Source organism: Pseudomonas sp. UC 17F4 (assembly GCF_900101695.1).
Lineage (GTDB): Bacteria > Pseudomonadota > Gammaproteobacteria > Pseudomonadales > Pseudomonadaceae > Aquipseudomonas.
On record NZ_FNKV01000001.1, the window covers coordinates 5,059,775 to 5,085,698 of the forward strand.

Below are 25,924 nucleotides of genomic sequence, written 5' to 3' on the forward strand. Positions count from 1 at the left end.
AGGATTTTCATGGACGAAAACGTTGTGGTCTCACAGGCGAGAAAGCTGCTGAAGGACGCTGGCATCAAGACAGCCCCCGTCGACGTCGAAGCACTTGCGCTCCATTTGGGCTTCAAGGTTTCGCGAATGGAGCTACCCGAGGGTGAAGCAGGTAGCACCTTTGAGAGGCGCGGCCAGAAGCACATCTGGGTCAACAACAAGGACAGCGTCGTTCGACAGCGCTTCACAATCCTTCACGAGATCGCACACCACGTCCTAGAACTGCCCTCCTTGCACGGCGAGAAGGTGCCCTCTGATGAGCTTGAACGCTTCACAGGGCGCCCTCAAGAGGAGATTGCATGCGACACCTTTGCGGCTGAGTGCCTGGTTCCTTGGGCAATGATCCAGCCGCTCGCAGGGGATAAGGACTTCACTCTGGAGCACCTCTCCGAACTGGCAGAACACTTCCAGGCATCCCGCTCGTGTGTCGCTTCCAAGTTCGCACAGGCCTCTGAGGGCCACTTGGCATTTGTGGTCGCTGAAGACGGTGTAGTGAAGTATTCAATTTGCTCGAAGGCCCTGCGCGATGCCAGGGTGTGGATCACCAAAGGGATTCCCCTTCCTCAAAACTCCGCAGCAGCCAAAGCGCATAAAGCCGGCATCAGTGGCCTTCATGAGGTAGACATTGAGGGAACGGACTGGAGCACCAGTGACGATGCTCGGCGATTCGCCTGCTACGAGCAAGCCACGTACCATGCCCCCACCAGGCAGACCCAGTCGATCCTGAACTTCGAGGAAATGGATCCTCGCCCTATGTCGAACAGCCATCGAGCGAGACATGATGACGATGATCTTCTGGAAGAGCTCGATGGCCGGCCTGGGTGGTCGAAGTACCGGTAGTGACTCGCGTTCAATCAGGACGGCTTAGCAGCAGACTGACTAGGATCTTGCCTTCCCTGCAAATGGCCTGCTCCGCGAATTGAGCAGGCCATAGAATGACCAAGCCTGGACATTAATTTAGAAAGCTAAAGTCGAAGACATCATCAATCGCGACATCATTTTCAGGGTGAACGGTTTTAAATAGCGCATACCCTAAAATGACAGGATCACCAGGAATGAGGTCTACTGAGTTGATGATCGAGGCAATTGCGTTCATGTGCGCCCCCGACGTGACCACGTCATCGAGGATAATCACATAATCCACATCCCCGCCCTGATATCGAGCCCCCCGCTCAACCCCTAGCGTGGGGAATTGGTCGTCCATATGTCGCCGCCCAGTCGTATCATGGGACGGCTGCTTGGGAACTATTCGACGAAACACGTCATAATTCACCATCTCAACATCATCAAGTGCCGCTGTTACCCAGGCACTCCAGAATTCTGAAATTATTGCTACCGGGTTGCTCAGGTTGCACTCACCAGGTACCGAGGGAGGCACGGGCACAAGCAAAACCTTGCCGTGAACATCATGCTCATCCAACCATTCGATGAATGATCTCTTGTAGATTCCCGCGAGACTTTTAAGAGCCCGTGTTTCAAACACACCAGCCGATCCGTACATTTGCATCGGAAGATTTCGCCGATGATGCCAGATATCATAATTCTTGGCAGGCTTGATCACCCAGCGCAGATCACGGGAGGCCCCTTTGTCCTCCGCGCCTCTATAGTGCTCAGGATTTGGCACATACTCTCGGCCATGACCGATTGAGCCCTGATCCAGCTCAATACAATTTAGGGCAGCAGGATCATGGAAATCAAAATTTTGATAGAAGTCGTGGCTCGTATACGTAAGAACATCCCCAAGGAACGCTCCCACATGCTCGTGTAATTGCTCGTAATTCTGAGCCACTCTTGTCGGACTAGATTTCCTGGCCAGATTGAAATCATGCCTGGAACCCCATCTAGCATAGATCGAAGGAGCAGCGATTCGGTGCGCAAAGTAAATATCTTTAGGGCTGTCACCTACCACAAGAAACTTCATCTGATCTGCTGGTACGCCAAGCACTTCAACCAAGTCCAGTTTCAGTGTTTCGAAGTCGACCATGGGTTTCTTTTGATTACCAAATACCAGCCGTTGGTCAATCGTGTAACCACAAACCTCAAGAACCTTAAGGCAGTAGGCTTTGGGAGAGTCAGACAAAACTACCGCTGCAACATTATTCCGACATGAGTCATTAAAACCTGCTACAAGCCGCTCATAGTACGGATTAACGGTGATAGTCCGCCGCTCAAGCGCGCCTACCACCGCCTCCCGCCCCACGGCACTTGTCATATAAGGAAGGCACTGCGCTGTATTTGCAAGTGTAAAGTCTAAATCAAACAGAAGCACCCACATCGAAATTCTCCCTAATAACTTTTATCCTATCCTTGTTTTTAACAACCCATGTATAGGCGGACTCCCGAATATTATTCTCCAGGACATACAAAGGCTTGTTCTGTTCTAAACAGATTCGAATTGCATGCTGAGTGCCGCTCTTATCACCTGCTCTCGCGACAACAATTCCCCCTGATGACAAGGCAACTGTCGTCCTATTTCGATTGGCAAAAAATGATCCGAAGGAGCCAATACCTATAGGGTACTCTGTGACTACTAAGTGGTTAGCGGCTATTTCATCCTGCAGTGCAGCATTACTCTTGGGATAATGCATGTTCAATGGTGTGCCCAAGACAGCAATCGTTCGTCCACCATTTTCAATTGCTGCCTCATGGCCAAGAGTATCTGAGCCCTCAGCAAGGCCACTAACCACGACCTCGAAACCAGACTTTGCTAATCGACGTATCACCCGCCGCCCATGATCACGGTGAGACTCATCAAAAAGCTCACGAGTGCCGACAAAACCTATCGTTTTCTCCACAGACGCAAGTGCTAAGTCGCCTTGAAAATACAAGATAGGTGGGGTGCCAGGATAATCTCGTAATACTTTTGGATAGCGGTCATCCAGACAGGTTACGACGTCATAATCAGCTTTGAACTTCTGAATTTTTTCAAAGACTTTGAGCGCAACATCCTCCTCCACAGGAATCATGGAGAAGTGGTCGCTATAGATGTTCTCGAGAGAACCTGCCTTTACCAATGACTTCCGTAGCTCGTCATTGGCTTTAGAGCTACCAATCCCGATTTTTTTCGACAGCACCAGTACAGCGTGCATCCACGCAAGACGTTGGTGACTGTGAGGCAGTTGATCCAAAAGCACAGGTGGAATCCTCTCCAATGCAGGCTGAATGACTATTCCCTTGCCTCCGCAGAAACGGAGTGCCTGCCATCGATAGTGGCAAATTACCACTACACTGGCGGCAAGGGAAGCATGAAAGGTAGGAACGCTACCCGAGCGAATACGGAATGCAATAAAGCGAGGCAATAATTCGGATAAGCGCCCTTGTCCAGGAGCTTTTCCTGCCTTTTACATCCCTAGCTGATTGGACAGCCGAGCAGCCCGCATTTGCCGCGTAAGCTTGGTCGGCAGCAGCCTCTCCAGCAGCCCATCTATCAGGTGCTGAGCGTGCCGGCTGGCCGACTCAGAAAACTCCAGAACGATGTATCAGGACTACTAAATCCGTCCCCGGAAAGTTAATTGGAGAAAGCGGAGCCATTGGAATTTTAATAATCATCAGCATGTTCAAAATCTATCAGGAAGTTCTTCCCCACCACTGCGCGAGGAGTGATAAAAACTACTCGCCCGGCCCTATCCTTAAGTCTAACCGGCTTACCGATTGACAAATGAACAGCACCTTGTTCACCACCATTACCCGAAAGCCCCTTTAAGTTTACATAAAGGCGATGAATTCGTCCCTTGATCTCATCGTGCATAAATCCCAAATCTCCCTCAAGCCCCCTCACTCCCACCCAAGAATCTCCGCACACCATCGATCCTGAGCGGACACCTCCAAACAGTACAACATGGTTGTCCGCACCAGGCTGAGTGATCACTGTCGATTTGAATGAGCTGTGGGCAACAAAGATCAAAACCTTGTTGGCCATGGATAGATTTACTTCTGCCACCCCATTTACTGCAGTCACATTCGCTAAGGTAATGCCTTCCATGTCGACAACCCGTACGGATGCTCCGTCCAGCATTTCGCCACGACTATCACGAACCGTGACACTCATCGACTTGGCTAGCTCGGGAGTATTCTCGCTAGTAACAACCAGAGCTAAGGATTTAGATAAGGCATCAACCATCGCCTCAGTCATATCAGACCTGAGCTTATCAAGCTTGACGGCCTCATCCGCACCACCCTCGATGAAGTCGTAAGAATCATTCCAAATTAAATTGAAAAACCCAGCTTTACTGCGCCACTCAAGCATTATGCACCCTTGAAGACTAACCGTTGGAAAGGATTCACAATCCAGATCCAGGGTCAAAAACAAGAAGGCCTCGCTATTTTGTTCCGCAGGGGCTTCCACACGAAGCTGTACAAAACCATTCTGGGGATTTGTATCTATAGCGACATTAATTTTAAGCGCTTTCTCTATTGACTCTTGCAAGCCCGAGAACGAGGGGATTAGCGAGTTATATAAGCGATTTTTAACTACCTTGATAGCCTCACCACGAAGCTCCTGCGACTTGGCGGCACGTACTCGAGAATCCTGCCATTTTTCAATGGCTGCAATATGCTCTCTAAAGTCCATATTGATGGGCATAGAAATCTCTGTCTTGGGAGCCAACCAGGCTCGAAGTTCTTCCCCAACGAGCTTCATCGTTGGCCTACTTGAAGGTTCAAACGCAGTCGCGGAAGCGATCAATCGATCGAGCTCTGCGACACCCCTCTCTCCCGAGACGTAGGAGCCTATCCCAAAAGCAGCGTGAGCAAGATCGTAGCTACCAGGTAATGGGTAATGCTGACCTGTGGCTACGACCCACAATGACTTTGCTAATGAGAACACATCCGCACAGCGCTCGTCCGCACGTCCAGGGTTGTTGAGCATTTCAGGGGCTAGGTAATAGATAGGGCCAATTTTCCTGCCACCACCAGTCACCGCTTTCTTGCCCTTGAAGGTGGCTAATCCAAAATCACCGACAGCCCATCCTCCATCGTAGTGGAAAAGGTTGTCAGGTTTGATATCGCGATGAGATACCTTCAGCTCGTGAACCTTAGCCAGCGTTTCAGCGTAGGCTGCAAATGCCTCGACAACCGTGTGAAGGGTTGACCTGCTGCCCAGCTTTTCTGTTAACACCTTGGCCAAGCCCATGACGAACCACTTCTCTCCAGGTTCATCAGGATCAACCTGGGCTTCAAAAACTGGAAGCACGCCGGCTATGCCTGCACAAAGCCTCATGGACTTCACTTCGTCATGAAAACGCTTTTTGGCCGTGAGGGATGTAGCCTGAAGAATTTTCATTGCACCTTTTTGCCCACCTTTTTGGGCAAGCCACACGGTGCCATTCCCACCTTTTCCGAGACGCTTAGAGAGGCGCCATCCGCCAATCTCACGCCGCCCCATCCCCTTGTCACTCGACATAACACAGCGCTCACAAAGCGAAAGCGGCAGTCTAACAACATACGATCGACGTATGAGTGTCTTTACCTGCTTTGGAAACTAGCTAGGTACAAGTAGTCCTCAGAAATTATGAGCACGGCGATCGCCTGACCACTTGCCCATCAAATTCTCGGGTGGCCCGATCTAAAGGTCAGACCACCCTAGATCCATGACCTGAGCTCATGGTGAGGAGGCGTTAGTCAGCAATAAGCCCATGCGTTCTCCATCGAGCACGAACGAAGTCATCGAACACGTAATCCTCCCCCATAGGAATACGATCGGCATGATCACAGACGATGATCTGAGGCTTTACGCCTGTATCCAAGAAGGTATCGTCGCAAAACTCAGCCAAGGCAGTGAACATCTTAGAAACCGCATCCAGATCTTCATCGACCGTTTTGTTAGTAATCCTGCCCCTTCTCAGATCGTCAGGCTTGAATTTTTCAGCGTCTTCGTCAGTGGATGGGAAGTACACCTGTGTTGGCTGATCCAAGAACAGGATGGCTGGCACCTTACACGTCGCATAGGCAGCAAACTGATAGTGAAGCGCCATGAACAGCGTAAGATGAGAGTAGAGCCAGTTAGCTCCGCTTCCCATCGAGCGCAAGTAAACCTTTTTCGGGAGGCCACCTGCACGCGGCGTCTCATGCCAAAGGTCGAACGTGTCCAGGTCAAATTTCAGAGAACCCTTTTTGTAAGTTTCCTCGAACTCAAAATACTTGCCGAACTCCTCCAACTTCTTATTTATGCCATTTTTCAAGGCCCACAATTTGGCATCCACGTCGTACTCGTCCATGAGTTTCTGGATCCTCTCAACCTCCGCAGCCCAGTGTTTCGCTAGCTCTGCCGCCTGGGATGGAGGATTGTCGATGCACCGTTCAAGAGCCAGCTCAAGCTTGAGCTTCGTCTTCAGCGCAGACGCATCCACAGATCTTGATCTCGCCAGGCGATCAGCTTCCTCGTCCAGAGGCTTGAGCGCTTGCTGTACAATCCGAAGCTCGCCACGACGCATCTCTAGTTCTTTTTCTACCTTCCTACGCTCTTCACCGAAACCTTCCCGTGCATAACTGGAAATCTTGAGCTGACTGTTGAGCCAATGAATGGCCTCCGAAAGCTTATTGGCCTCATCTTCAGCAACGTCCGATTGAGAGTCGCATACCGGACATACCCCCTGCTCTAGTTTGGCAGTGGTAGGTATGTGCAAAGCCTCAACGGAGCTGGCGAGGCCTGAAGCTTTTTTTGCAGATACGTCCAAGAGGTACCCAGTATTTAGCGCCTTCTGGATGTGAGACATCACAATCGCTTTTTCTTGCTGGAGAGCTGCCCGCCTCAACTCGAACTGTTCGGATGACCCTTTTACTTGGACGTAGAGGCCAGTCAGATGGGCCAACGCATCCTCAGGCTTAAGCCACATCATTTCAGGAGTCAGATCCGTCAGCGCCCCCCCCGTGAATGCCAAATACTCTGCCAGATAACAGGAGAACTCAGCTACGAATGCGGCCTGGATTTTGTCTTGCAGGGGTATCTGCGCCTTCGCCCGCTTCCACTCATACATGGCATTTGTGCGTTCTTTAGCGAGGTCAAAATACTTCTCGCCGACGATGTCCATGAAGATTTTGAAGTGCTCGATGGCTTGGTCGCGTTTCCGCTTCTCTTCGAAGCGATAAAAAATCGCATGACGGTTAGCCACCAAGTTCTGATGTTGCAGCATGAAGGACGAGAAGCTACGCACCGAAGGCGTAGCGCCTTTCGCACCCGTGACCTCCTTGCGCATCTCGTCTTCGTCAATATTTTCAAGCGTCACACCGAAGTGCCGCCCCAAGCTCTTGATAAAATCAGTGCGATGCTGGAAATACTGAGAAGCAAAAAATTCGTCAACCTCCTTGATAAGCACCAGAGCATTGTCTGCAGCCTCCCCGTAGATTTCACGTAGAAAGCACCGATTTGAGCCCAGTACACGGCCTACCACCACCATCGTGGACGGGAAGCGCAGTGCCGTAAAAAATAGCTTGGCTCGATCAGTGATAATTCCCTCAGGGATTGTGTCCTCGGAACTGCCCATGCAGTAGTCGAAGATGTCCAGGATGGCGCTCTTACCTTTCGACGACTTACCAGTGATGATATTAAGGCCTGGCTCAAAGGGGACGGAGTGAACATCATGATCATTATCGACAACGCCGATGTAACGTACGTAGCACTTCATAGCGATTTGAGCCCTAGCATTTTATAAGTCGCAACAATGTCCTCACCTGACAGCACCATTGCGAGCTTCTGGCTGTATCTCAGCAATGTGGCATCAGCATTGGCCTTTTGAGGTCGCTTTATAGATCGAATCGACAAGTCCGGCATAACGGTAATGTTTTTCCCTGCAGCAAGGATCTGTAGGGCAGCATTGGTGATGGGCTTGAACTCCTCAACACGCAGCGCCAACCCGATCAACCTCTTGGACTCAGAAGTCATCGTGCGGACTGAGCTATCATTTCGAGCCTGCTTCAGGAACGGGTGCATTGGTTTGAAGGTAACGAGCGGCAGGATCAAGTAACTCAGAAGGATGTCCTTCTCGACAGGCTCCCAGTCATGGTAGAAATTCTGGATGACGGGCGCTAACGCGAAGGGCGTACGATGGAGTGTGTACAGGTGCTCAGAGGCTTTCGTAGTCATAGCCACAGTCTCCAGTGGAACTCATCGTCTTCATCCTCCGGGGTTTCCTCGGCTAGCAGGTGGTAAACACCGTTTCGGAACTCTGGCATCGTGTTTTGCAACCCACAAAATGGCTCAACAGTTACCCCGTTACGCTGGAAGTAAAACTTCTGCGAATCAGTCTTCAATTTAGTTGTGCACGTCACACCGATACAGTCGAGCATTGCGGCCTTACGACCGTACTTGTGCATGGTCAGCTCGTTACTGAAATAGAGATCGACTGCAGGCTTGAACAGTACTCCATCGGTGTAGAGCTCTGAAATGGTCGTTTGTGCGACTACCCGATGGAGTGCTGCCAGCTTAAGCTCAGACTCAGCTCCAATTTCAATGATTTTTTGCGCAAATGGCATCGGGCGTATTTCATTGATGTCGATGTTTTTCTTGAGGCCAGCGATGTCAACTGGAGGGAAGGTCTTGGGGTGCTTCATGTACAGCGAACTGAGTTCAGAGACCTTGTCGGTAAACGCCTTATGGGTGATCTGCCATCCCTCATTCACAAGCTTGGTACTGGAAATGAAACCGAGTAGGTCATCTATGAACTGCTGGTATTTAGAAGGACGAATCGGTTTGAGGTGCCGGTTCTGATACTTCTCGATCCGCTGCTCCAGCGAATCCGCCCCTGTCGTAATGACCATACGCTCAAGGATCTCCATCAACGCCTGACGGCGCCTGGGGTCCATCACATAGTGCTGCAGAGATTGGGACTTAGAAGGCTCAGAGGGATCGTCTCCTGCCTCGGCTTCCTTTGCAGCTTTCTTCGCCGCTTTTCCATGGTTAGCGTTGAAGATCTTCTCCATGATCGCCAGACGTTCCTCAGGCGTACGCTTGTTCCAGCCCTTGAGCTTGCTCTGCGGGCCAAACTCCTGCGTCGTCAATAGCACTAGGCGCTTGTAGGACGTACGAACGAACTTCTCATGGAGCCAGTTTTTCAGGGTGTTCCAGAAGTTCGAGTGGCTGTCAGTCAAATTGTCGCTGTAGAGCTTGACCTCTGTCTGGGAGTTCCCGGGAACCGTAACGTCACCGAACACCTCCAACCATAGACTTTCGTCCGGTTTAAGGTCATAGCAATGCTCGACAGCCACCAAGAGCTGGTATTGAAGCGCCTTGAAGAGAAGAGTTGCATCGAAGGGGAAGGGCGCGTCGCTGGGTTGCGTCGCATCTGGAGATTGCGTCGTATCCATACACATTCCAATTGGGTTCCCTTCCCTACCGGAGACCTGCCCTGTGCTCAGCTACACCAGTAACCGAAATGCGGTTAGCAAATCCACGCCAGTCACCTTGGGCAGATAAGGTCGAGAACTGTTATACGAATACTGTATATAAATACAGTTATGTCTAATAATTGGGTATATAGTAGCAGTTTGACACTCGATGGTCGCCAATGGCCATTACGCACTGACTCAGCGCTAGCCTTACGCTACACCTAGTTATCGTGGGCAGACCTGAGAAAAATGGCCCCCTTCACGCCGGCCGCCTTTCAGAAAGCCCGATCATGACCCTATCAGATGCGATACTCGTGCTGCTGTTAGCAGAGCGAATCCATGGCACAGACGCTGCCATCCGGAAATCAGCCATGGCCAAGAAGCTCCCTCGCCGCAAACGCAGCATCATGTACGACATTTCCGGAGCAAGAGTCCTCGATACTTGATACGACACATCGCCGTGGAACTGGACGACTGATCCACCACGCAAAGCGGCACCGCTTTGGTGCGTAATTGCATGGATTTGACCACCCATTTGCACTCGACTTGACCAGTTGTTTGCATCCTATTTGACCAGCGCACGCGTATGCCTTGACCCGCAGAAATCGACCCATTGCTGACACCTGAATGATGAGAAACCCCGATGCATCAGCGTATCCAGGCCATGCCCCAGATACCCTTTTGTTTCCAGCCTTGGTTGTATCCCACTATTCCCGAACCGCACTGATCCCCGCGAGCGTTGAGAAGGACGTGTCTTTCGCAGTCAGCAGAAAATCGCTCATATAAGGCGTAGCCAGCATGTCTGAGCGCACTGCCGCGAAAAGCGTGGGAAACAACCCCTTGTTACCCAGGCGCCGGGCAGTGACATATCCGCGCGAGGTGTATTCGTGAAGCGCCCAGTTGGGCAGGCAGCAAACGCCTCTGCCGGAAGCCACCAATTGCATCATCATCACCGTCATCTCGGAAGTTCGAACGTTGAGCGGTTCTATATCGGCGGGATCAAGAAAACGGGTGAAGATATCGAGCCTGTCTCGTTCGATTGGATAGGTGATCAGCGTGAGTGGCTTCAAGTCTTTTGGCTCGATGACGCTCTTCTCCACCAACGGATGGTGATTGTCCACAGCCAGCAATGCTTCATAGGTGAACAGCGGCACATAGGTGATCCCGTTCAGGTTGATCGGATCGGACGTCACGACTAAATCCAGATCTCCACGGGCCAAGGCAGGTAGCGGTGCGAACGAGAATCCGGATGCCAGATCCATCTCGACCTCCGGCCATGATGTCCTGAAAGCGTCAATGGCTGGCATCAGCCACTGGAAGCAGCTGTGGCACTCGATCGCGAGATGCAACCGCCCAGCCGAACCACCTGCTAACCGGCTGAAATCACGCTCGGCTTCGCGCAGCAATGGCAGCACTTCGTCGGCCAATCTCAGCAATCTCAGGCCTGCGCTGGTGAAGCGCATCGGCTTTGATTTACGAGTAAAAAGCGTCATCCCCATCCGTTCTTCCAGCTCTTTGAGCTGGTGGGAAATGGCTGACTGGGTCAGGTTCAGACGCTCAGCCGTTTCCACCAGACTGCTGGTGTCCCGCATGGCTTGTACGGTTTTAAGATGACGAATATCGATCATGACTATGAATAAAATTTGAGTTTGTGAGTAATAAAATTAGTTTGTCTCACCATAGATCAAGCGCCGACAATTGGTCTACTAGATAAACGGATTGGAAACACACTGATGGCTTTGGCCCAAACCTTCGAATTTCCCCACATTGGACGCATAGCTGGCGCGGAGATAAGCGAGGGACGTTCGCGATGACAGCAGTAAAGCGCCCCCTGCTCACCCTGCCCAACGGCGCCGACAAACTGCTCCTGCACTCCTGCTGCGCGCCATGCTCGGGAGAGGTGATGGAGGCGATCACGGCGTCGGGGATCGACTACACGATCTTTTTCTACAACCCGAACATTCACCCTGAGCGCGAATACCTGCTGCGCAAGGATGAAAACATCCGTTTTGCCGAAGACCATAACGTGCCGTTTGTCGATGCCGACTACGACACCGATAACTGGTTTGCGCGTGCCAAGGGCATGGAGCATGAACCGGAACGCGGTGTGCGCTGCACCATGTGCTTCGATATGCGCTTCGAACGGACGGCGCTTTATGCTTTCGAGCACGGCTTCAGCACGATCAGCAGCTCGCTGGGTATTTCCCGCTGGAAAGACATGAAGCAGATCACGGACAGCGGCATTCGCAGCGCGCAGAAATACCCCGGTGTCACCTACTGGGACTACAACTGGCGCAAGGGTGGTGGCTCGACACGAATGATCGAGATCAGCAAGCGCGAGCGTTTCTATCAGCAAGAGTACTGCGGCTGCATCTACTCGTTGCGAGACACAAATCACCATCGCAAGGATCAGGGGCGAGACATCATCCGGATCGGCGTGAAGTATTACGGGGATGAGGACGAAGACAGTTCAGCTCAGTCGTGATCTTCGAGAAACCGTACTCATAGGCATGAGGAAAACTCCTCACTTTATTTTGTGGTTGGAAGCGATGAGGATGCCCGGCTGAGTGTTCAGATCCCGTCGATACGGATAAAAAATGAGTGTGTTGAAAAAGGCGCTGCTAGATGGCGTGTTTACGTGCGTCGTTGAGTATGTGCCCAAACCTTCGTCGGAGCGCTTTACCGCTTTTGAAGCGCTGATGGAGCAATCGCGCCTTCACGAATGGCCGCTCGTTCCTGCTGTCGCAGATCGCGTCGGTGGCAAATTCGATATTGCTCCCGTAGATGCATGCGCTGCCCTCAAGGGGCCAACTCCAGCACTCATCCACTTTTCTGGCAAAGACCGTGAGCGTTCCGACCTGTTGTCTGAGTTGGACAGAATGGATCGCCTGGGTGTAAATCAGCTCTTGCTCATCAGTGGCGACCGGTTGCCAGGTCATCAGCCCGGCCAGCACCCGGTGCGTTATCTGGAGTCGGTGCCTGCCTTGCAAATCGCACGCGCGGCTCGCCCGGACTGGCTGTTGGGGGCTGCACTCAATCCATTTAAATATCGAGAAGAGGAAGGCTGCGCCCAGTATCTCAAAGCGCATAAGAAGCTTGCTGCCGGTGCAGATTTTCTCACACTCCAGTTGGGTTTCGATGCCAAGAAGCATATCGAGGCGATTACTTGGATGACCAGGCAGAAAACGGCCAAGCCTCTGCTGGCTTGCGTGATGGGGCTAACCGAGAAGCGCGCATCCTTGCTGAAAAGTGTGCCAGGCATCGTGGTCAGCCCCTCAATGCTTGGTGTACTTGCGGCTGAAGCAGCTGTTTCCAAGGAGCATGCTCGGTCACGCTGCACGGATCGGCTGGCCCTCCAGATCGTTGGCTTGCGATTGATGGGGTATGCGGGAATTCATCTGTCTGGCATCCATACCGCGCAAGAGCTTGAGGCTCTGGAGCAGAGAATTGCCGTTTGGGTGAAGAACATCGGCTCGCTGGAACACTGGTCAGCAGCCTGGGCGGACAGCTGGCAGCCGCCAGGCCAGTTGGCAGTCACATTCAATCCGCCTGGAGCAAGCTGGTATCTGGGTGAGTCCAGCGTAAAGGCGACGTCGAAAGAAACGCTGCGCTATCACGTGTTGGCGGGCTTTCATTCGAGTCTGTTCAGCCGCACCACATTGCTCGGCAAGGCTTTGGGGTGGGCCGTCCGCCGCCCGGTATGGTCGTCATACAGAGGGGCATCTTTACTGCGCCAGTTGGAGCGGAGCCTAAAACGCCCGTTGGTAGGCTGCGACACTTGTGGGCAGTGTCGACTAGAGGACACGCTGTATATCTGCCCTGAGACATGCCCGAAAGGGTTGTCCAATGGCCCCTGCGGCGGCACTCACCTCAACAGGTGCGAGTTTGGGGATCGCGAGTGCATCCACAGCGTGAAGTACCGGACTGCCAAATCGGTTCGCCAAATTCAGATTCTCACGGATCGACTGATTCCTTGCGTTGAACAGGGCAGCCGTCACAGCAGCTCCTGGCCACGGTGGTTTGAAGCTGACGCTAGCCAGACCAGAGGGACATCCGATTGACGTCGAACTCACGGCAGGCACTGAGCCAGGAAAGTAACGGCTCGACGCCGCAGAAGCAGTCGATAGCGCCTCCGGTCATCGAATCAGTCAGGCGAACCCGCTACAAGGTTGCACGCAGGTATGGCCGGGTCACCATTGCCGAGCACGAATACTTTTACGTACGAGCCCAGGACATTCTGGTACGCAGCGATATTTTTCAAGGTTATCGAAAAGAGGGATTACAGCGATTCCTCTCGGCAAACGCAGCGGTAACCCCAGACTGAGATTCCACAATCCCCTTGGCGCCGCTCCGCTGAGCAATCATGAACGTTCCTAATATTTTATTGAAATTAATTCGTTTTTATTCATACAGGCACCCCGCATAAAATGCGCCCAGCTCTTCACGACCGGCGATCTAAAGGCTGTGGCGTGAGAAAACGGAACGATGGCCACATCTGAAAGGCAATCAGCAAATTCAGGTCTGGCGCGACGAACAGGGTGTCAGGCACGATGAACAAAGAATTCACTTTTTCCATCAACAGCATCAGCTTTGATGAGCATTACACTCCTTCCGACAATACTCGGATCACGACCAACTTCGCCAATCTGGCCAGAGGTGCGAGCCGTGAGGAGAATTTGCGCAACACGCTCAAGATGATTGATAACCGCTTCAACGCTCTGGCGCATTGGGATAACCCTAAGGGGGATCGTTACACGGTCAAGTTGGATATCATTTCCGCTGAAATGAATATCGATGCTGAAAGTCGAGACCACACCATACCGCTGATTGAGGTGCTGAAAACGACGATTGTTGATCAAAAAACCGGCGAGCGTATCAACGGCATCGTGGGCAACAACTTCTCGTCCTACGTGCGGGACTACGATTTCAGCGTGCGCTTGCTGGAGCACAACAAGAACCAGGCCGGTTTCAGCACGCCAGAAGATTTTGGCGATTTGCACGGCAAGCTGTTCAAGTCGTTCGTCAATTCAAGTGCCTACAAAGAGCATTTTGCCAAGCCGCCTGTGATCTGCCTCAGTGTGTCGAGCACCAGAACCTACCATCGAACCGAGAACCAGCATCCTGTGCTGGGCTTTGAGTACGAGCAGGACGCGTACTCGTTGACCGACGAGTATTTCAAGAAGATGGGCTTGCAGGTTCGTTACTTCATGCCGCCCAACAGCGCCGCACCATTGGCCTTTTACTTCTCGGGTGATCTGCTGGGTGACTACACCAATCTGGAACTGATTGGCACCATCAGCACCATGGACACCTTCCAGAAAATCTACCGGCCTGAGATCTACAACGCGAATTCGGCGGCTGGAAAATCCTATCAGCCTAGTCTGAAGAACCAGGATTACTCGCTGACTCGCATCGTGTATGACCGAGAAGAGCGTAGTCGGCTGGCAGTCGAGCAAGGCAAGTTTGCCGAAGAACAATTCATCAAGCCCTATCAAGCCGTGCTTGAGCAATGGTCCGTTAGCTGCGCTTTCTGATTATTTAGAACATTAAGGTTATCCCCCATGAAAAAACTGTTGCCCACGTCGACGGCTGGTAGCTTGCCCAAACCTTCCTGGCTGGCCCAACCCGAGACACTTTGGTCACCCTGGAAACTGCAGGACGATGAGCTGGTCGAGGGTAAGCAAGACGCGTTGCGCCTTTCTCTGCATGAACAACAGCTGGCCGGCATCGATATCGTCAGTGACGGTGAGCAGACTCGCCAGCATTTCGTGACGACTTTCATTGAGCACCTCGACGGCGTTGATTTCGAGAAGCGCGAAACGGTCAGGATTCGTGATCGTTACGACGCGAGCGTGCCGACAGTGGTGGGCGCCGTTGCTCGGAAAAAGCCTGTGTTCGTTGAAGACGCAAAATTCCTGCGTCAGCAAACTGGGCAGCCTATCAAGTGGGCTCTGCCAGGGCCGATGACGATGATCGACACCCTTTACGACGCTCATTACAAGAGCCGTGAAAAACTGGCTTGGGAATTCGCCAAGATCCTCAACCAGGAGGCCAAAGAGCTGGAGGCTGCCGGAGTCGACATCATTCAGTTCGATGAACCTGCATTTAACGTGTTTTTCGATGAGGTCAATGACTGGGGTGTTGCCACCCTTGAAAGGGCCATTGAAGGACTTAAATGCGAAACCGCCGTGCACATCTGCTACGGCTACGGCATCAAGGCGAATACCGACTGGAAGAAGACGCTGGGCTCGGAGTGGCGACAATACGAAGAAGCGTTTCCGAAGCTGCAAAAGTCCAGCATCGATATCGTCTCTCTGGAGTGTCACAACTCCCATGTGCCGATGGATCTGATCGAACTCATTCGCGGCAAGAAAGTAATGGTCGGTGCAATCGACGTGGCTAACCATGCTATTGAAACGCCTGAAGAAGTTGCCAATACCCTGCGCAAGGCACTCCAGTTCGTCGATGCGGACAAACTCTATCCCTGCACCAACTGCGGCATGGCGCCGTTGCCTCGTCGAGTGGCCAGTGGCAAGTTGAACGCGTTGAGTGCCGGCGCAGAGATCGTGCGCAGAGAACTTTCGAACGGGCGTTGAGCGATGTCACTTCCTGGTCAATCAATCGAGCCCTTGAGCTTTCGCGAAGCGCTCGGGCACTACGCATCGGGTATTACGGTTATTTCATCGCACGTTGATGGCGAGCCGATTGGCTTTACTTGTCAGTCGTTCTACAGCGTGTCGATGAGTCCGCCACTGGTGTCATTCAGCGTCATGTCCAGTTCGGCGAGCTATCCCAGGATTCGCCGGGCAGGACGATTCGCAGTCAATATCCTGTCGGGCGAGCAGGTGGATATTTCCAACCAGTTCGCTCGGCGGGGTACGGACAAATGGCTCGGGGTGGACTGGCAGGAATCGCCTCTGGGTAATCCGATCATCGCTGGCAGTTTGCACTGGCTGGATTGCGAAATTCACGCAGAGCACGTGGCAGGTGATCACGTGATCGTGATTGGTGAAGTGAAAGCGATGAACCTGCAACAAGCTACTGCGGGACAGCCGTTGCTGTACTTCAAAGGGCAATACCGCAACCTCGCCACACATAGCACGGTTTGAGCCGTTACGTGCGCAGGTTCAGGAACTTGGATGTTACAAAGGATGCCCGCTATTCGCCGATTTCTGTCTGTGACCGCTGTCAACTTTGAGACGAGAGCTGCCGGTTCTTCATGGGCGTGGATACCCCCAACGCCCTATGGTCGAGATGAGTGGCTGCTTGAGCTATCGTATCGAGATCATCCCAGCTTGAAGGCCATCTGATGAGCATCGACAAGACAACTCAACTGATCAGCACCCGCAATGAAGAAAATGCCAATCTGCTGCTCCGGGTCGGATGGACGCTGTTGCTCGTAGCTGACCGCCAAGAAGGTGCGTATCAGTGGCTGCATTATCAATTCGGGTGGCAGCGAACAGGCGTACCTCCTGAGATCACGTTTACCGGCGTCGAGGGTGGCCCCGATCCCTTCTGACAGCGTCGCTTCAGTGGCGTTGGCTCGTAAGCACCCCAAAATGATTGAGCCTTTACGGAACACGCCAAAAGTGCTCTGAATTCAGAAGATTGCATTGCACTTGACCACCCGTTTGCATTCGACGTGACCAATTGCATTCGACCTGACCAGCCCAGGCGCGAACAGTGTCCTTCAAGCGCGTCGGCGGCTTTTCACCCTACGCATTGAGTCACCTTTCAACTCGATGAAGTGGGATTTGTGAACGATTCTGTCGAGAATCGCGTCCGCGATTGTGGGGTCGGAAAATAAGTCATACCATTTTTCTTTCGGATACTGGCTAGTGATCAGCAATGAACCATTTTGTGACTGCTGATCAATTACGTCTAGCAGAAACGGGCCGAGCTGAGCATCGATGCCGCCTATGCCCAAGTCGTCGATGACCAGCAGCTCTGCGCGAATCAATTGCCGTCGTAGTTTCGGCATGGTGTGATCCGCGTAAGACAGGGAGATTTCTTCAAAGAGTTTGGTTGCTGTGCGATACAGCGTTGGTCGTCCAAGGCGGCAGGCTTGGTTCGCCAGGGCACAAGCCAGCCAAGTCTTTCCGGTGCCAGTTGCCCCCGTTATGATTACGTTCTGCCGCCGTATCAACCAGTCGCACTCCCCGAGAGCCATTACGGTATTCCGGTCTAGGCCACGGGATGATTTGAATTCAATCGTGTCCATCGTGGCCTCGCTCTCACGAAGCCTTGCAGCTTTCAACAGACGCGCAATCTTCCTGCTTTCTCGTTCGCTGTTTTCGGCGTCAACCATCAATCCGAGCCTTGTGTCGAACGCCTCTTTCAATAATGCCGGGGTTTCCAGTTGACGCTCGTAAGCCACGGCCATGCCGTGCAGCCCAAGGCTCACCAAATTCTGAACAGTGTTGAATACCGGTTTCATAGCGGCTCATCTCCTTGTGTTGCGTAATATTCGGCGCCACGAATGTTGGCGTGTTCGACCAAAGGGGCGGATCGTTGGGGGCTGGGCCGCAGATCGGACTCGTTACGAATGATTGCCCGCAGGCGCTCTGAACTGAGGATGTTCAGGTTATTAGCATACGCACAGGCTGATTCCAGCCGGGAGGCGGAGATGTCCCCTTTGCGTACATCTTGCTTCAAGCCTATGACTGCCTTCATGCCAGTCGCAAAGTCTCGGCGCAGAGCGAGATTGTCTTTCACGTACCGCAACGTCTCCTGGCCTATAGATTCAGCCCAGGCCATCAGTGCGTCTGGTTGCGAGTCTTGGTACCGACTATGGTTGGGTGCCAAGTGCTCGCTCAAAGTGCTGAATCCTCGTTGTCTGTTGACCTTATGCGAGGCTATGACGCGGCGCTGGTACACGATGTCCAGCCAATCGTCGCGCACGCGCAAATCAACTAGCAGGTTCGCAAAGTGATAGGGGACTGAGTAGCTGTGATCTTCAAATGCGACGTGGTAGTCAGTGCCCACGCGAATCTGGTAGACCCACTGACTGTAGCTGTACCGCTGTTCTGGGAGAGAGCCGAGCGCGGGGTAGTCGAGTTCAAGATACCGAGTGGCCCTGCTCTTAGGGTACGTTCGAGTCACCCGGTTGTTGAGCTGATCGACCCAGTATCCAATCTGTTCGTTTAGCTCTTCCAGCGAGAAGAATGTCCTGGTTCTCAGCCTTGCCAGCACAAACCGCTGTACGATTTGCACAGCAATTTCACCTAGCGATTTGTCTTTCGGTTTGCGAGGCCTGGCCGGAAATATCTTGAATCCGTAGTGCTCGGAAAGCTCGGAGTATGCACGGTTCAGAACGACCTGATCCCGAGTGTTTTTTGTGATCGCCGATTTCAAGTTGTCGGGGACAATGAAGCGTGGAACCCCGTCGAAATACTCAAGCGCCAGAACATTGCACCTGAGCCAATTCGGCGTCGTCTGATTGTCCACTGCCGTGGCGAATATGTAGCCGGAAGCTCCTAGCGTAGCCACGAATACCTGAGCCTGGGCAATTTCTCCTGTGTCCGGGTTTGTCACAGGCATAGTCCGTCCGCAGAAGTCCACGAAGCACTTGTCGCCGGGAAGGTGGATCTGCCTCATGCTTAGCTTTTGCTTATTCAGCCACTCACGATAAACCCTTGTAAATTGGGCGTATGAGGGGCCATCTGGCTCCGTTTCCCGAAACTCTTGCCAAAGCAATTCAAGGGTGATGTCTGGCAGTTTCAGTTGTTCGTGAATGGCGACCCAAGATGGGTACACTTTTCTCTGCGCTGTGGGCCTGCGCTGAGTGTGTAGGCATTCCGCAAGCGCTTTATCGTCCAGGTGTCGCAGCTGTTCCCAGGTTTGTCCGCACAACTTCAACTGATCGCGCATAGTGCGAACTGTATTATGGGAAACTTTGGCCAAGCGACCGATTGATCTGTTTGACAAGCTGGCGTCGCATGCGAGACGCAGCACCTCGCGCTGCGATTGTACTGGCAGCCTCATGTGTCCTCCTCGCGATAGGCGTGTCGAAGCCTCACAAATCGCGCCGTGTGAATATTGCAGACAAACGGAAGGTGGCCGACTTGACGTCGAACGGGAGGGAACACAGAATGGTGGTGCGTAGGGCTCAAAACCTAACACCATCAAAAAAGCCTAGGGCTCCACCCCTGGGCTTTTTTGTGTCCCAATTCCACCGGCTAACTCCTAGCCTGGGCTCATTGTGAAACTCCTATTTGTTTGATTTATACGGCTTGCTGTCTAGCGCAGCGATGCGTGGCTATCCAGCAGGCGACTTCTTTGGACAGGGCGAAAAAGCCTCGACGATTAGGCACTTCAAAAAGTGGCACTTCGATAGTTCCACGCTGCTTGGCTTTTCGGAACGCGTCATACGAGGCGTATCCCAGCTCTCTCCACAACGCACTGCCTCCCACCATCAGGCCATATCGATCTTTGAGATCAAGCTCTAATTCGGATGCCAGGTTGTGGATTTCAAGAGGCTCGCGCATCGCACTTAATGTCCGGTTTGGTCACAGTTAATAGTAATAAACGACGTTCTTGCACTCCAGCCGTAAGGCTTCTACATTTTTTACGGTACAAACATTAGCTGGAAATTTGTAAGTGACTGACTTCAAACGAATTGCGAAAATTTATTCGGATTTCGCAGATAATGTGCGCGAACAAGTACCGGAAAATACCAACCCCCGCAGTAACACTGTGGAAATGCTCGCCGTGGGCTATTGGTTCGAGGGGCTGAGGCAGCGGACAGGTCTCAAAACGGCCTACGCGCTTGAGCTGCATTTCGAAGCGGATTCGTTTCGAAGGAATAGCAATGGCACGATTCGGCATTACCGAAGCAAGTGGTCAAGGTACGAGCAAAAAACGGTATCGCCCAAGGCCAAGACCTTGGCCAAGGTAGAGCTTCAGGCACCGGGATCTTCTCGCGATCTGAATCATCCGTTATGGACACTGCTCAAGCTAAGCATCAAGCAAGAGGAAATCGATTTCGACCATTTTTTTGGAACGTTGAATGCCGAAGTACAGGGGGTGTTGTTCCGAACCGCCAGCGACACGGCGTGGGGCAATTTACAGCGCGAATTGGTCACTCAAAACCTGCTAGAAAAGCTTGAGCGCAGGGCGAGTTTAGATAGCCTAGCGGCGCTGGTAGCCATAGTGATGGAAGCAGATCAGATGGGCCGTCGTGCCTTGGCTATCAAAGCAGCAGATTCGTTGCACAAAGTGCTTTTGATGCTCGCCATGGAGCTACAAGCACGCGGGGTCGCAGTGGTCTTGATCGACTGGCTAGTCTTCAATGTGTTGCCCCTTGGTGTACCTGCCCACTTAGAGGTTTGGATGAGTAGCACTGACTACATTCACGCGTCAGCTCATCTGAACGCCATGGTCTTCCATCATCCGGAACGACGTGGAAAGAGCCTTCCTTGGAAGCTACGCACCAGATTGATGTGCAAGCTTCTAGCCGGCGATATGGGATTGGACGTCATGTACGCGATGCGTCCGCAGTTTGCCTTGCGAGACGACGTCGGCGAGATCGCGGGGGACTTAGTGAAAGAGTTCCACAAAACGTCAGCACTCAGAACCTGGGGATGGATGTGCATCGTTGACGGCGAGCCTCAAAAGGTGCCACCCACATCGCTTTTTTAGCTTTCCACCACTGCGTGCTTTGGGTGGTCAAATCCAATGCAAACGGCTGGTCAAATCCGATGCAAACAGGTGGTCAAGTGGAATGCAAACGCTTGGTCAAGTGAGGTGCAATTTCCCATTTGGGAAAAGACGCGAATTGGGGCTTAGTCTTTGGCTGCCAAGTTAGCATGGTAGGAACACAATCCACGATTGCGCTGATCGTCCTGCCCCAGGCCTTCATAACAAATCACGCACTGAGAGTAGGTCAGCTCTGCCCCGCACCATTGGCAAGATTGGTCATGTGTGAGGTAAGCAGATATGCCACACACATCGCACTCCTCCAGTGGAGGATCCTCTCCATCACTTGGATCGTAAAAATGGGCATCCGAGAGTGCCTCAAGCATGCGCTCAGCGATCTGCCCAGAATGCGAGCACGCCAGGCAGAGGTATTCAAAATCTTCCGTATCGTTCTCTACCTGCAGCCCCGCCTTCAATGAATCTGGATGAGGGGCTACCAGAGTTGAGCCGCACTCCTCACAGCAACTCTCCTCCAACCAGGCCTGCATCCTTTCAGGAACACCCGACTGAGCCCACCCCACTCGACACTGCTCGGCCATCGACTCAACGAACCTGTGGTGGTTGAGCATTGACTCCCACGCTTCACCCAAGAGCAATGCGGGCGACAGCTGCAGTTGAGTCTGAACAAAGTCTCGAAGAACAGGAAATAGCTCCGACACGAAGTCTGCCACCTCACCCAGGGTGTTTGCCGGGTGCAGGTGCTCAAGGTCATTCCGACACGCCTGAAGCTTTCGGATAACACCCCAATCAACTTCAATGGCAAACGCCTTGAAGCGCTTTTCTATCGTCGCCACATCAATCGTTGTAGGCTTGAACTTTCCCGCTGGCAGCCATATCACGCCTCCTACACCATCACCCCGGGGAAGAATTTCAGGCGGCATGAATACAAGCTGAGCTGCGGCGGCAGGATCAGTGGCACAAGTAGCCAACTTGAACTTGAAAAGCAGGAGAACACCCGCGAAGAGATTCCGTACCGCCGAAAGCGCACGCGCTGGATCCCCACCATTCTCCCGCACTTTCTGGCTTAGCTCGAAGTCTTCGATGCCCAGCCGTATAGAGGTCAGCGCGTTGTCGAAGAGCTTGGTGGCATCAAGCACTGCTGGAGATGGATGGGCCATGGAGCTGATCCAAAAAGAATGACAGCTAGAGTAAACCTAGCTGTCGTTCACAACGCAATAGCGGGTTAATCAGGCACCGATCATCAGCCAGTGGCAACGCTGTGCGCGCTATAAAATGCCTCGAGCGTGTCCAACGGTTCTTGACCTGCAGCCTCCGCCAGGAAATTTGCTCATCCATACAGCATCGTCCATTGCGAACGAGCATTACCACCCGCCAGTCACAAGCTCAATGCCAGCATCACGAGTAGTTGCAACCATAGTCTCTACATTGCCCGAGCCGAGGCCTTCTCTGGCATAGTACGCGGTGCGTTTAATAGAATGCTAACTCTTAAACATCCCATTCAGTGCTGAATTTTAGAGTTCCCTCTAGCACCATCACCTGCCCAGTCGCAAATCACGTAACGGCTACTCAGCGTCTGAACAACCAGATACCCCTGAACCTCTTTAGAGCCCATGATGAAGGAGGTTCGAATTGGATCACCATCATCGAACCGCTTCTCACGATCACAGAAAACGATGCCCTCCAGAAAGAGCTCTCCGGTGCCGTACTCAACTGATGAGAGAAAAGCTGTGATCTCCCAACCAAAATCGATTTGCATTGCCTTTTTAACGCTACTGGGCATAGCAGCTAAAGGTGTGTCGACGATCTTGGATGAGGAAAGCGGTGTGCCGCGTCTGACCATGTAAAACCTCATGTGTTGGTGACCACCTCTCGCAAGCTTCGCTGCGAGAAAAAGGTCACTGCATAAGCCGGCCAGTAACAGGCGAATGAGTGTGCGCATGATAACCTCGAGCCATGTTTAACCCGAGGAGCGCCCTACTTGAGCAATCCACCCGATTCTAGCTATTACAAAACTCTTCTGAATGCCCCCGTCTTCTCCGTCGACCCCATTGGTCTCCAGCAGAGTCAGCGCTGGCAACTGATAGTTGATGACATCCACCACAGCACTTCTATAGATGATCTGCGTGAAGCTCGGGGCAAAGCTGAAGGCTACATTCGAGGACTGGTAGATGCTGGTCACCTATCCAACGACCGGATTCGGGATTACAAAATCCTGAGCAGCATTCACCGACGTCGAACATTCCTCTCGGGCGCTTGATCGCAGCATCGTTCATCCAGCGCACGGAGGCGCCTAGCTACGATCTTCAATCATCCTTTGCAATGAGTGCTCGTAAACTCGCCCTTCCCAATCCCCTCTTGAACGATGTCAACACGAACCGTCCCTCAGCCGTCGTGATCACCCAGCAGCGCCCAGCCTTCTTCAGATACTGGATCTGGGAAGTCCGCAAAATGTGTCCATCGGCCCGTTGCTCAAACTGCCCCGGATTCGTGTGACCGAAAACGATGCCGGCAGCGCACTCCGACGAGATAAAGACATCACTCAAGTAAGCAGTGACAGGAGGCGAGTACTTGTAAGCCATCGCTCGTATGATCCGCTTGAGCTGGAAATCCGAAGGGCTCTTGCAGTGGTACTCAATGTTGATCTCAGCTGACATCAGCTCTTCCTTTTTCAAAACTGACATTGCCCGCACCTGCTGGCGTAACCGTGTCAAACCTCAATGGTAAAGTCCGACGAAAAACCAGTGCACTCTCCTGGATAGCCCCGAGGGTTTGAAATGACCCGGCAGCCCGAGACGATTGTGTCGACTGCATGATGCGTGTGACCGAAAATCCAAACGTCAGCCAGAGCAACCAGGTCATGCCATTCATTGAAATAGGCAGCACCCAGGTGACCTTCATGGCCATCACCCGCGACCTCTTGGATTGGGCAGTGATGAGTGATCACCACAGTCTTGCCCTCAAAACCTTTGGCAAGCTCCGTAACCAGGAACTCACGAGTGGTGATGTTTCGAGCGATAAGGTCGGCAGGACGAAGCTTGCTGTAGCCCTCCCCGATGCGAATGCGCTTGAAGTCGCTCATCCCCTCCGCACACACCCTCATCGCAGCCCTGTAGTCCCCGGTCGCGGTGAAGTCTGTCCAAGCTGTTGCTACCAAAAACCTGATGTCGCCGATGATCAGGGGCTGGTTGTCCAGGATGTGCACATGCTCTGCGGCTGCATCGCGCATCTTCGTCAGCGTTCGATCGATGTGGCCTTTGTAAAATTCGTGGTTTCCACAAGCGTAAATAACTGGAAATTTGAATGTTTCATTGGCCCATGTCACTCCACGACTGCGCACGGAGATGTCGCCAGCAAGAACGACCACGTCAACATCTATTGCTGGAGGCTGGAATTCGGCGAACTCCAAGTGCAGGTCGGAGTAAATCAACATCTTCATTGGATAATATAGCTCCATCTGTTACAGCTGATCGACTTTCCAACGCCTCCAGCGGAGGGGAGATAAAGTTATGATGTGTTTAATTACATATCGTTTGAACGGCAGCAAAAGCACAGCTCTATGCATCTTCGTAAATTGTTCTAGCATCTATGAGGGAGCCTGCGTCTAGACTGTTATGGGCACTACTGTAAACAGCTCCACCCGCGACTTTGTGAATCAAGACACACTCGCCGCTTTGGTCATAGCCAATAACCAAGCTAACTAGTTTCTCCATACGGTCTGAGTTGCTTCCATTCATGCAAGGCGCGGTCACGACCTGAACCTCCTCGATGGTGTTATCTGGGCTTTGCTGCGAAAGCAGGTGGGCCAGAACAGCGCTGTCTGCCGGCATACACTTTTTAGAACGCGATCCTTCGCCTTCGCGAATACGCAAGCGAACGTGGTACCAAAGCTCTTCCGAGTCGCGCTCGACCATTCGCCAAGCTGTTCGGCCCGGCCCCGGGAATCCGGGAAAGCCAACCAAACAAGACTCATCTGAAATAAACATGACGCGGATTTCCTCGTTCGACAGTGCTGCCATCTGATACGGCGACTGGTTAAACATGATCATTTGATGATTGACTCACACTCCCCTGCTCGATGCTTCATGAGCTAAGCAGCAGAAATTTTGCGCAAGTCTACTCCCGCCACGCACTGCCAATTTATGGCTATTGTTCAGTAGGTAGCGTTCTCTTTGATACTGATTCTCTGGTCTTCAGCTAGGCAGTCCTTTGCCGGCGCCTCCGCAGCCTAGGAGTTCGACTAGCGCTGAAGTGGCGTTGTGATGCTTCTGAGATCGTAGGTCACTTCAGAAAATCCCATCAGCATAAATATATAGATTTGAATGGGATTGCGCAAACGCGGCATACCTTCCTACTTTAGGAGGGGAGTCAGGATGTTGCTTCGGAAGGCGTACGCAGCAGTACTACAGCTGCTAAGGGCTCGACTGGATGTCTCACAGCACGACATCGCTCAAACCGTGACGCAATCGCATGTGAGCCAGCTCGAAGCGGTCAAAACGTCTGCGAGCCTGGAAGTAAGCCAAGAGCTAGCCGAAGCTCTGAATTTGCATCCCGTCTCTTTGCTAGCTCTCGTTTACGCCGCCCACGACCAAAGCACGGCGAGGGATATTCTGCAGTTGGCCATGAAAGAACTGGACGATATTGAGTTACTCGATGCGACGCTCCCTACCCAGCCCGAAAAGCTGCCTCATCCTCAGACGATGGCAGCAGAGAGAAAATGGGAAGCTGTCCAGGAACTGAAGAAAGCAGGGAGTAGCCAAGCTGAGGTTGCACAGATTTTGGGGCTACCGAAATCAACAGTCGGGCGGCTTTGGCATAAGCAAAGCTCGTAGGCTCGACGCCCAGTTCCTACACCACTCCAACAGCAGCCGATGAAACGCGAGTGCTATACGAGACACTCGCCACTGAG

Annotated in this window: 23 protein-coding genes and 1 pseudogene; 10 read left to right on the plus strand and 14 right to left on the minus strand. The window is 52.5% G+C overall.

All coding sequences use genetic code 11. The features are described from left to right. The first annotated feature begins 9 nt into the window (after positions 1 to 9). Positions 10 to 879: an ImmA/IrrE family metallo-endopeptidase gene (locus tag BLR26_RS22990; RefSeq protein WP_093385911.1), complete on the plus strand. Its 870-nt coding sequence runs from the start codon at positions 10 to 12 to the stop codon at positions 877 to 879. A gap of 112 nt (positions 880 to 991) precedes the next feature. Here BLR26_RS22990 and BLR26_RS22995 read toward each other — a convergent pair whose 3' ends face one another. The 6 genes from BLR26_RS22995 to BLR26_RS23020 form a co-directional block, all read right to left on the minus strand. After that, on the minus strand, positions 992 to 2,314 hold the full coding sequence (locus BLR26_RS22995; RefSeq protein WP_143013304.1) for an HAD family hydrolase: 1,323 nt from the start codon (positions 2,312 to 2,314) through the stop codon (positions 992 to 994). Beyond that, positions 2,295 to 3,173 carry a DNA-processing protein DprA gene (locus BLR26_RS23000; RefSeq protein ID WP_093385920.1) on the minus strand — a complete coding sequence of 293 codons (879 nt, stop codon included), beginning with the start codon at positions 3,171 to 3,173 and terminating at the stop codon, positions 2,295 to 2,297. Before BLR26_RS23000 ends, BLR26_RS22995 begins: the two co-directional genes overlap by 20 nt. Positions 3,174 to 3,577: 404 nt before the next feature. Further along, complete coding sequence (locus BLR26_RS23005) at positions 3,578 to 5,440, minus strand: serine/threonine protein kinase (protein WP_093385924.1); 1,863 nt, start codon at positions 5,438 to 5,440, stop codon at positions 3,578 to 3,580. Positions 5,441 to 5,654: 214 nt separating this feature from the next. Next, positions 5,655 to 7,661 carry a DUF3732 domain-containing protein gene (locus BLR26_RS23010; protein ID WP_093385928.1) on the minus strand — a complete coding sequence of 669 codons (2,007 nt, stop codon included), beginning with the start codon at positions 7,659 to 7,661 and terminating at the stop codon, positions 5,655 to 5,657. Further along, on the minus strand, positions 7,658 to 8,119 hold the full coding sequence (locus BLR26_RS23015; RefSeq protein WP_093385933.1) for a three component ABC system middle component: 462 nt from the start codon (positions 8,117 to 8,119) through the stop codon (positions 7,658 to 7,660). Before BLR26_RS23015 ends, BLR26_RS23010 begins: the two co-directional genes overlap by 4 nt. After that, positions 8,116 to 9,339, minus strand: coding sequence for a hypothetical protein (locus tag BLR26_RS23020; protein WP_256326758.1), 1,224 nt, complete (start codon positions 9,337 to 9,339; stop codon positions 8,116 to 8,118). The genes BLR26_RS23015 and BLR26_RS23020 overlap by 4 nt, the downstream gene beginning before the upstream one ends. A gap of 311 nt (positions 9,340 to 9,650) precedes the next feature. Between BLR26_RS23020 and BLR26_RS27565 the strand changes: the two are divergent. Then, positions 9,651 to 9,838: pseudogene (locus BLR26_RS27565) on the plus strand (hypothetical protein). A gap of 229 nt (positions 9,839 to 10,067) precedes the next feature. Here BLR26_RS27565 and BLR26_RS23030 read toward each other — a convergent pair. Beyond that, positions 10,068 to 10,988, minus strand: a complete 921-nt coding sequence (locus BLR26_RS23030; RefSeq protein ID WP_026013300.1) for a LysR substrate-binding domain-containing protein — start codon at positions 10,986 to 10,988, stop codon at positions 10,068 to 10,070. A 182-nt stretch (positions 10,989 to 11,170) separates the two neighbouring features. Between BLR26_RS23030 and BLR26_RS23035 the strand changes: the two genes are divergently transcribed. From BLR26_RS23035 to BLR26_RS27230, 6 genes are all read left to right on the plus strand, one after another. Then, on the plus strand, positions 11,171 to 11,845 hold the full coding sequence (locus BLR26_RS23035) for an epoxyqueuosine reductase QueH (protein ID WP_026013301.1): 675 nt from the start codon (positions 11,171 to 11,173) through the stop codon (positions 11,843 to 11,845). Positions 11,846 to 11,957: 112 nt separating this feature from the next. Further along, entirely contained in the window at positions 11,958 to 13,421 is a 1,464-nt protein-coding gene (locus BLR26_RS23040; RefSeq protein WP_093385943.1) for a methylenetetrahydrofolate reductase C-terminal domain-containing protein, read from the plus strand. 489 nt (positions 13,422 to 13,910) lie between these two features. Then, on the plus strand, positions 13,911 to 14,894 hold the full coding sequence (locus tag BLR26_RS23045; protein WP_017133129.1) for a DUF1852 domain-containing protein: 984 nt from the start codon (positions 13,911 to 13,913) through the stop codon (positions 14,892 to 14,894). 27 nt (positions 14,895 to 14,921) lie between these two features. Further along, positions 14,922 to 15,956 (plus strand): methionine synthase, encoded by a 1,035-nt coding sequence (locus BLR26_RS23050; protein ID WP_093385948.1) that lies wholly within the window; start codon positions 14,922 to 14,924, stop codon positions 15,954 to 15,956. A gap of 3 nt (positions 15,957 to 15,959) precedes the next feature. Further along, positions 15,960 to 16,469 (plus strand): flavin reductase family protein, encoded by a 510-nt coding sequence (locus BLR26_RS23055; protein WP_093385953.1) that lies wholly within the window; start codon positions 15,960 to 15,962, stop codon positions 16,467 to 16,469. Positions 16,470 to 16,669: 200 nt separating this feature from the next. Then, positions 16,670 to 16,879, plus strand: a complete 210-nt coding sequence (locus BLR26_RS27230; RefSeq protein ID WP_143013305.1) for a hypothetical protein — start codon at positions 16,670 to 16,672, stop codon at positions 16,877 to 16,879. Between the two features lie 171 nt (positions 16,880 to 17,050). Here BLR26_RS27230 and istB read toward each other — a convergent pair whose 3' ends face one another. Continuing rightward, positions 17,051 to 17,797: an IS21-like element helper ATPase IstB gene (gene istB / locus BLR26_RS23060; protein WP_093385958.1), complete on the minus strand. Its 747-nt coding sequence runs from the start codon at positions 17,795 to 17,797 to the stop codon at positions 17,051 to 17,053. After that, the gene (istA, locus tag BLR26_RS23065) at positions 17,794 to 19,344 is read right to left on the minus strand and encodes an IS21 family transposase (RefSeq protein WP_017133136.1); all 1,551 of its coding nucleotides are present in this window, start codon (positions 19,342 to 19,344) and stop codon (positions 17,794 to 17,796) included. The genes istB and istA overlap by 4 nt, the downstream gene beginning before the upstream one ends. 615 nt (positions 19,345 to 19,959) lie before the next feature. On the opposite strand from istA, the gene BLR26_RS27570 reads away from it, so the two are divergent. Continuing rightward, the gene (locus BLR26_RS27570) at positions 19,960 to 21,000 is read left to right on the plus strand and encodes a hypothetical protein (protein ID WP_017133138.1); all 1,041 of its coding nucleotides are present in this window, start codon (positions 19,960 to 19,962) and stop codon (positions 20,998 to 21,000) included. Positions 21,001 to 21,143: 143 nt separating this feature from the next. Here the strand turns inward: BLR26_RS27570 and BLR26_RS23080 are convergent, their stop codons facing one another. From BLR26_RS23080 to BLR26_RS23105, 5 genes are all read right to left on the minus strand, one after another. After that, positions 21,144 to 22,175, minus strand: coding sequence for a hypothetical protein (locus tag BLR26_RS23080; RefSeq protein WP_093385962.1), 1,032 nt, complete (start codon positions 22,173 to 22,175; stop codon positions 21,144 to 21,146). 341 nt (positions 22,176 to 22,516) lie between these two features. Continuing rightward, positions 22,517 to 22,957 carry a hypothetical protein gene (locus BLR26_RS27575; RefSeq protein WP_256326759.1) on the minus strand — a complete coding sequence of 147 codons (441 nt, stop codon included), beginning with the start codon at positions 22,955 to 22,957 and terminating at the stop codon, positions 22,517 to 22,519. Positions 22,958 to 23,321: 364 nt separating this feature from the next. Beyond that, entirely contained in the window at positions 23,322 to 23,699 is a 378-nt protein-coding gene (locus BLR26_RS23095) for a hypothetical protein (RefSeq protein ID WP_256326760.1), read from the minus strand. A gap of 26 nt (positions 23,700 to 23,725) precedes the next feature. Then, positions 23,726 to 24,454: a metallophosphoesterase gene (locus BLR26_RS23100; RefSeq protein WP_093385974.1), complete on the minus strand. Its 729-nt coding sequence runs from the start codon at positions 24,452 to 24,454 to the stop codon at positions 23,726 to 23,728. 118 nt (positions 24,455 to 24,572) lie between these two features. After that, complete coding sequence (locus BLR26_RS23105; protein ID WP_093385977.1) at positions 24,573 to 25,064, minus strand: hypothetical protein; 492 nt, start codon at positions 25,062 to 25,064, stop codon at positions 24,573 to 24,575. Between the two features lie 324 nt (positions 25,065 to 25,388). On the opposite strand from BLR26_RS23105, the gene BLR26_RS23110 reads away from it, so the two are divergent. Continuing rightward, on the plus strand, positions 25,389 to 25,847 hold the full coding sequence (locus BLR26_RS23110; RefSeq protein ID WP_093385981.1) for a helix-turn-helix domain-containing protein: 459 nt from the start codon (positions 25,389 to 25,391) through the stop codon (positions 25,845 to 25,847). Positions 25,848 to 25,924 lie beyond the last annotated feature (77 nt).

What these genes read in the sequence shown, in the direction of transcription:
- BLR26_RS27575 (WP_256326759.1), bottom strand. Translation starts at nt 22,957, where the DNA reads ATGCGCACACTCATTCGCCTGTTACTGGCCGGCTTATGCAGTGACCTT.
- BLR26_RS23040 (WP_093385943.1), top strand. Translation starts at nt 11,958, where the DNA reads ATGAGTGTGTTGAAAAAGGCGCTGCTAGATGGCGTGTTTACGTGCGTC.
- BLR26_RS23045 (WP_017133129.1), top strand. Translation starts at nt 13,911, where the DNA reads ATGAACAAAGAATTCACTTTTTCCATCAACAGCATCAGCTTTGATGAG.
- BLR26_RS22990 (WP_093385911.1), top strand. Translation starts at nt 10, where the DNA reads ATGGACGAAAACGTTGTGGTCTCACAGGCGAGAAAGCTGCTGAAGGAC.
- BLR26_RS23055 (WP_093385953.1), top strand. Translation starts at nt 15,960, where the DNA reads ATGTCACTTCCTGGTCAATCAATCGAGCCCTTGAGCTTTCGCGAAGCG.
- BLR26_RS27230 (WP_143013305.1), top strand. Translation starts at nt 16,670, where the DNA reads ATGAGCATCGACAAGACAACTCAACTGATCAGCACCCGCAATGAAGAA.
- BLR26_RS23010 (WP_093385928.1), bottom strand. Translation starts at nt 7,661, where the DNA reads ATGAAGTGCTACGTACGTTACATCGGCGTTGTCGATAATGATCATGAT.
- BLR26_RS23005 (WP_093385924.1), bottom strand. Translation starts at nt 5,440, where the DNA reads ATGTCGAGTGACAAGGGGATGGGGCGGCGTGAGATTGGCGGATGGCGC.
- istA (WP_017133136.1), bottom strand. Translation starts at nt 19,344, where the DNA reads ATGAGGCTGCCAGTACAATCGCAGCGCGAGGTGCTGCGTCTCGCATGC.
- BLR26_RS23050 (WP_093385948.1), top strand. Translation starts at nt 14,922, where the DNA reads ATGAAAAAACTGTTGCCCACGTCGACGGCTGGTAGCTTGCCCAAACCT.
- BLR26_RS23015 (WP_093385933.1), bottom strand. Translation starts at nt 8,119, where the DNA reads ATGACTACGAAAGCCTCTGAGCACCTGTACACACTCCATCGTACGCCC.
- BLR26_RS23100 (WP_093385974.1), bottom strand. Translation starts at nt 24,454, where the DNA reads ATGAAGATGTTGATTTACTCCGACCTGCACTTGGAGTTCGCCGAATTC.
- BLR26_RS23035 (WP_026013301.1), top strand. Translation starts at nt 11,171, where the DNA reads ATGACAGCAGTAAAGCGCCCCCTGCTCACCCTGCCCAACGGCGCCGAC.
- BLR26_RS23095 (WP_256326760.1), bottom strand. Translation starts at nt 23,699, where the DNA reads ATGTCAGTTTTGAAAAAGGAAGAGCTGATGTCAGCTGAGATCAACATT.
- BLR26_RS23105 (WP_093385977.1), bottom strand. Translation starts at nt 25,064, where the DNA reads ATGATCATGTTTAACCAGTCGCCGTATCAGATGGCAGCACTGTCGAAC.
- BLR26_RS22995 (WP_143013304.1), bottom strand. Translation starts at nt 2,314, where the DNA reads ATGTGGGTGCTTCTGTTTGATTTAGACTTTACACTTGCAAATACAGCG.
- istB (WP_093385958.1), bottom strand. Translation starts at nt 17,797, where the DNA reads ATGAAACCGGTATTCAACACTGTTCAGAATTTGGTGAGCCTTGGGCTG.
- BLR26_RS23020 (WP_256326758.1), bottom strand. Translation starts at nt 9,339, where the DNA reads ATGGATACGACGCAATCTCCAGATGCGACGCAACCCAGCGACGCGCCC.
- BLR26_RS23110 (WP_093385981.1), top strand. Translation starts at nt 25,389, where the DNA reads ATGTTGCTTCGGAAGGCGTACGCAGCAGTACTACAGCTGCTAAGGGCT.
- BLR26_RS23030 (WP_026013300.1), bottom strand. Translation starts at nt 10,988, where the DNA reads ATGATCGATATTCGTCATCTTAAAACCGTACAAGCCATGCGGGACACC.
- BLR26_RS23080 (WP_093385962.1), bottom strand. Translation starts at nt 22,175, where the DNA reads ATGGCCCATCCATCTCCAGCAGTGCTTGATGCCACCAAGCTCTTCGAC.